Origin of the sequence: Bartonella bovis 91-4, from assembly GCF_000384965.1 — a bacterium.
In the GTDB taxonomy this organism is placed as follows: Bacteria; Pseudomonadota; Alphaproteobacteria; order Rhizobiales; family Rhizobiaceae; genus Bartonella; species Bartonella bovis.
In genome coordinates, this window is record NZ_CM001844.1 from 1,247,474 (window position 1) to 1,253,160 (window position 5,687).

At 48.5% G+C, this 5,687-nt stretch carries 7 protein-coding genes; all 7 read right to left on the reverse strand.

Annotated elements, in window-relative coordinates:
* Positions 1–160: 160 nt before the first annotated feature.
* The gene (locus tag BBBE_RS05405; RefSeq protein ID WP_152023186.1) at positions 161–1,132 is read right to left on the reverse strand and encodes a hypothetical protein; all 972 of its coding nucleotides are present in this window, start codon (positions 1,130–1,132) and stop codon (positions 161–163) included.
* Positions 1,133–1,549: 417 nt separating this feature from the next.
* Entirely contained in the window at positions 1,550–2,143 is a 594-nt protein-coding gene (locus BBBE_RS05415; protein WP_152023187.1) for a hypothetical protein, read from the reverse strand.
* A 5-nt stretch (positions 2,144–2,148) separates the two neighbouring features.
* Positions 2,149–2,343, reverse strand: a complete 195-nt coding sequence (locus BBBE_RS07340; RefSeq protein ID WP_192812761.1) for a hypothetical protein — start codon at positions 2,341–2,343, stop codon at positions 2,149–2,151.
* A complete protein-coding gene (locus tag BBBE_RS05420; protein WP_192812762.1) occupies positions 2,324–2,548 on the reverse strand; it encodes a hypothetical protein in 225 nt (74 codons plus the stop codon). The genes BBBE_RS07340 and BBBE_RS05420 overlap by 20 nt, the downstream gene beginning before the upstream one ends.
* Entirely contained in the window at positions 2,472–3,290 is an 819-nt protein-coding gene (locus BBBE_RS05425; protein ID WP_152023190.1) for a hypothetical protein, read from the reverse strand. The genes BBBE_RS05420 and BBBE_RS05425 overlap by 77 nt, the downstream gene beginning before the upstream one ends.
* Entirely contained in the window at positions 3,199–5,091 is a 1,893-nt protein-coding gene (locus BBBE_RS05430; RefSeq protein ID WP_035464532.1) for an autotransporter outer membrane beta-barrel domain-containing protein, read from the reverse strand. The genes BBBE_RS05425 and BBBE_RS05430 overlap by 92 nt, the downstream gene beginning before the upstream one ends.
* 2 nt (positions 5,092–5,093) lie before the next feature.
* Positions 5,094–5,687: right-handed parallel beta-helix repeat-containing protein (locus BBBE_RS05435; protein WP_035464534.1), on the reverse strand; the 594-nt coding region annotated here is incomplete at its 5' end.

Below are 5,687 nucleotides of genomic sequence, written 5' to 3' on the forward strand. Positions count from 1 at the left end.
ATTCCCCCTCTCCCCCTTAAACCCAATCGACCCCATATTTATCACCAACTTCCCCGCTGTCATATCCACCCCCTTTTGCACCCCTGAAATCCCTACCCCAGTCAAAGTCATCGTCCCATTCTGCACATCCACCCCCGTCCCCTGTCCACTCCCCGTCCCCTCAATCTTTCCCCCCCATCATCTTCACCGTCGCCCCACTCCCCACCATTATCCCCGTCCCACTATTCGTAACCGTAATCGTTGAATTCCCATTTATATTCACCGTCCCATTCTTCGCATTCACCCCCACCCTGAACTCTGAAATCCCCACACTAGTCAAATTCAATGTCCCCGTCCCCTGCATATCCACCCCCATCCCACTCCCCACAATATTCAACATCACCACACTCGCAGTCCCTCCATCCCCATCCATCTGTATCCCACCCCCCTTCGTAACAGTCATCGTCTTCCCCATCCCCATCACACTCGCATTTCCCCTACTCCCCGTAATCTTTATCCCCGCTTCACCATTATTAAAAGCCACATCCCCCATCATATTTACCATCCCCCCATCATTAATTTTCACCTTCATCCCCTCAATTCCCTCCACCCCCTCCCCCAAAACAACCGTCCCCCCCTTACTAACCTTCACTTCCCCCCCCTCAAACCCTGTCAACTTCCCATTCAACGTAACAGAAGACCCTTGACCCTCAACCACTATTGCCTTCTTTATCGTCGCCCCCGCCCCCTTAACATTAACCTCCTCCACCAACGTCAGCGCCCCTCCCCTTTCCACCTTAATCACCGGCTTCCCCTTCAACCCCCCCGTAACCTTCAGTGTTTTCCCTATCGTAATATTCGTCCCCGGCCCCGTTACCGTCACAGCAGCACCAGCAGCCTCACCAGAGCCCATATCCTCATCCATATCTATATTTATATCCCCACCCCTACTACTATTCAGCGTCCTTGTCACACCACTATCACACACAATCGGCCCAACATTATCACTAATAGTTTTAGCACCACTACCACTCCCACAATTTTGATTGGCATACGCCTTTGAAGTATGAGATGTTAGAGCAAGCCCAGCCATAAGAGCGGTTGAGACAACACATAAATAAACATGATGCTTAAAAACACAACGCATAACCATAACCCACATGTTCCCCTTTAACCTGTCAGGTTAAAAGAGACTAAACTATTCTAAAAAAAAGAAAACTAAAACTAAACCATACTAAAATGGCTTAAAACCCCATAAAATCCTCCCAACTCTAACCCTTACCTAAAAACACCATACCCTAATATAAAACACTCTTAACACCCACAAAGCCAAAACACACATCTTCAAACAACAAACAAAACACACATAAAATCAAAACATCAAACAAAGCGCCTAGACCTTAAACCATCACCTAAACCCATAAACAAAAAAAAATCTCTAAAACTAATAAATACGCTAAAATATACAAAATCTAAAACATATAAAAAACAAACACCTCTAAGCATTGAGAGAGTGTTTTCTGTTATACTTTTTTTAGCAGAATATATTGCCCTATTTAAAAATGATTCATTAGGTAATGTTGTATTTGTGTCTTGTAAAATAAACACCGTACTCTCCCTTAAAATTGATCTCTCCCCCCTCCATATGGACAGTACCTTTTGTGATAGCCATTCCATTGTAGATGTTTGTATAATTTGGCCTAATCAACACGACCCGTCCGCCGTCAACTACCCTCATTCCCTGCCCATAACCATTTCCATCGATCGTGAGATGTGATGCAACAACCACAGCATTTTTTTGTACTTTACCCGTCTTTTCCATAGCATTTGTAGTGTCCTCTCCCACAATCCTAATGAATTCAGCTTTGTTGTTGTTACCCGTATAAGTCATTTTGACCGCTATTAAAGCAGCCATACCCTGGTTAAGATAAACACCGTAATCTCCCTTAAAATTGATTTCCCCTCCCTCCATACGGACACTTCCGTCTGTAATCGTCATCCCCTTATGAACACCTTTCAAGTTTGTACCAGTCAACCACACCCGTCCGCCGTTATTTACACTCACCCCCTGCCCATTGTCTGTAGTGCTCGTGATAATTATATCCTCAGCGATAACTATCCCACCCTTGACCTTAATGAAGTCAGCTGTTTTGTTGCTACCCATATAAGTCATTCTGACATTTTTAAAGCAGCATTTCCCCCTATGAGATAAACCCCGTAATATCCCTTAAACCCAATCTCCCCTCCCATCAAAATAGCATTCGCCCTATTTTTCACCCACACCCCCGTTATGACCCCCGAAATATTCACCCCCATCATCGTCATCTTCCCCTCACCCCTACATTCACCCCGTACCCTTATCATCTTGTCCTGTAATGCTGACACCATTTAACAAAGCATTTCCCCCTATAAGACTGACACCGTAATCTCCATTAAAAGCCACCGATCCCTTGTGCATTATCAACTTCCCACTTATCACCTCTACCCCCTTATCAACCTCTGAAATCTTCACCTCCTTCATCATCAACGTTCCCATCCCCGTTGCATACACCCCCGTACCTTTCATCACTAGGACCTGTAATACTGACATCATCTAACAAAGCCTGCCCCCTTGTGAGACTGACACCACGCTCTCCCATAAACCCAATCTCTCCTCCCTCCATATGAACAACCCCATCTTCGACACTCACCCCCTTATAGACATCCCTTAAACTTGTATCAACCAACCACACCGCACCTCCATTAGTCGCCTCTACCCCCGTCCCAACATTTGACATCTCCCCCCCTTTTATCGCCACTGTTCCCATGACCGCCTTTACCGCCACCTCTGTCTCATAACCTTGCCCTGTAATGTTAACATCCTTTAAAGCAGCATTTCCCCCTATGAGACTGACACCGTGACCTCCATTAAAAGCCACCGACCCCTTGTGCATCATCAGATTCCCACTTATCACCTCTACCCCCTTATCAACCTCTGAAATCTTCACCTCCTTCATCATCACCGCTCCCACCCCATTCTGCATAATCACCCCCGTACCCTTATGACCTTGTCCCGTAATTCTAACATTCTTTAAAGCAGCAGTGCTCTTTGAAAGACCTATACCATACTCTCCCATAAACCCAATCTCCCCTCCAAACATACGGACAATCCCTTCTGTAATCGTCATCCCCTTATGAACATCTCTTATATTTGTCTTGAACAGATCAACCATTCCCCCACTAAGCTTGATACCTGTTTTTCCTGTTCCACTTCCCTTGATAGTGACCCCTCCTAAAAAAGCAAAATCCACCCTGGTTAAGACTGACCCCATAATCCTTCGTAAACCCAATTTCTCCTCCAAACATACGGACAATCCCATTTTCGATACTCATCCCCTTATGAACATCTCTTATATTTGTCCCGAACATATCAATCATTCCCCCATTAAGCTTGATACCTGTTTTTCCTGTCCCATTTCCCTCGATTTTGACCCCTCCTAAAAAAGCAACCCCACCTTCCTTAAGACTAACCCCATACTCTCCCATAAACCCAATTGACCCTCCTTTCATCGCTAGTATCCCCTTTGTCACCTCCACCCCCACTGCAACATTTGAAATATTCACCCCACTCATCCCCAATGTCTTCCCATTCATGACCACCCCCTTACTTCCCATCCCAGCCCCCCTAATCATCGTCCCTGAGATATTAGCCGTTGCCTCCTTCCCCACATATACGCCCATCCCATACCCTTTCACCCCATTCCCTGTAACCGTAATCGACCCATTGTTCATCTCTAACCTCCCCTTCACCCATACCCCCTCACCAACATTGGAAATTGTCACCCCATCCAACCTCATCATCTTTGTCTCCATCATCAACACCCCCGTCCCACTCCCCTCTCCTGTAATCGTCGTCCCCGTGACAGTAGCCAGCGTCACCGATTTCCCCACCCCTATCCCATAATTGTCCCTCCCATCCTTAAACCCAATCTCCCCCCCCTTTATCGTCAACGTTCCCGCCGTCGCCTCTATCCCCATTGCGACATTTGAAATATTCACCCCAGTCATCGTCAACGTCACCTCTCCCACCCCCGTTGCATACACCCCCTTCCCCTTTCCCTCTCCTGTAATCGTCGTCCCCGTGATAGTAGCCGTCGCTGTTCCCCACACCCCTATTCCGTAATCTTTCTTAAACCCAATCTTCCCCTCCTTTATCGTCAACGTTCCACCCTTCTTCGCTTCCACTCCCACTCCAACATTTAAAACATCCACATTGGTCATCTCCAACGTCTTCCCCTCCATCCACACCCCCTTACTTCCCTCTCCATTTCCACTCGTCCCCGCAATCGTCACACTCGTCAAAGTAGCCATCGTCACCCCATTCTTCACCTTCACCCCATAATTGTCCGCCCCATTGTTAAACATAATCCTCGAGTGCCCACTTATCTCCAACCTCCCCGCTGTCGCCTCTACCCCCATTTTAACCCCTGAAATATCCACCTTTGTCATCCTCAACGTCCCCGTCCCATTCATCAACACCCCCTTCTCAACCCCTGAAATCGTCACATCAGTCATCGTCATCGTCTTCGAACTCCCCATGCTCACCTCTACCCCCTTACTTCCCTCTCCATTTCCACCCGTCCCACTCCCCGTCCCCACAATCCTTACATCCGTCAAACGAGCCGTCACCTCTCTCCCCACCCTCACCCCATAATTCCCGGCCCCATTGTTAAACGTAATCGTCGAGTTCCCACTTATCGTCAAATTCCCCCCCGTTGCCTCCACCCCCATTGCAACATCTGAAATCTGCACATTATTCATCTTCATCTCCCCCGTCCCATCCATCCACACCCCCTTACCCGTCCCACTCCCACTCCCTGTAATCATCGCCCCCGTAATATTAGCCGTCACCATACCCCCCACCCCTATTCCATAATTCCCCACCCCATCCTTAACCGTAATCCTCGTCCCCCCACTTATCTTCAACGTCCCCTTTCCTAACATTCTTATCCCCATCCCCACATCTGTCATTGTCCCCCCATTCACCGTCAGATTCCCACTTGTCACCTCCACCCCCTTTTCAACCCCTGAAATCGTCACCATATTCATCGTCAACGTCTTCGAACTCTCCATAATCACCCCCACCCCTTTCCACTCCCACCCCCCTCAATCGTCACACTCGTCAAAGTAGCACTCTCCACCTCATTCCCCACCTTCACCCCATAATTCTCCATCCCACTCCCCTTAAACGTAATCTCCGCCCCATTATTCACCGTCAACGTCCCACTTCCCATCATAGTTATCCCCGTCTGCACTTCTGAAATCGACCCCCCACTTATCGTCAAATTCCCCCCCGTTGCATACACCCCCGTCTGCACCCCTGAAATCCGCACATCAGTCATCGTCAACGTCCCCGAACTCTCCATAATCACCCCCTTTCCACTTCCCGTCCCCGCAATCGTCATATTTGTCAAATTAGCCGTCGCCCCATTCTGCACCTTCACCCCATGCTCTCCCGTAAACGTAATCTTCGCCCCACTCACCGTCAACATCCCACTTCCCATCATACTTATCCCCGTCTGCACCCCTGTCATCGTCCCCCCACTTATCGTCAGATTCCCACTTGTCACCTCCACCCCCGTCTGCACCCCTGAAATCCGCACATCAGTCATCGTCATCTCCCTCCCCCCCATAATCACCCCCTTACTTCCCTCTCCATCCCCATCCCC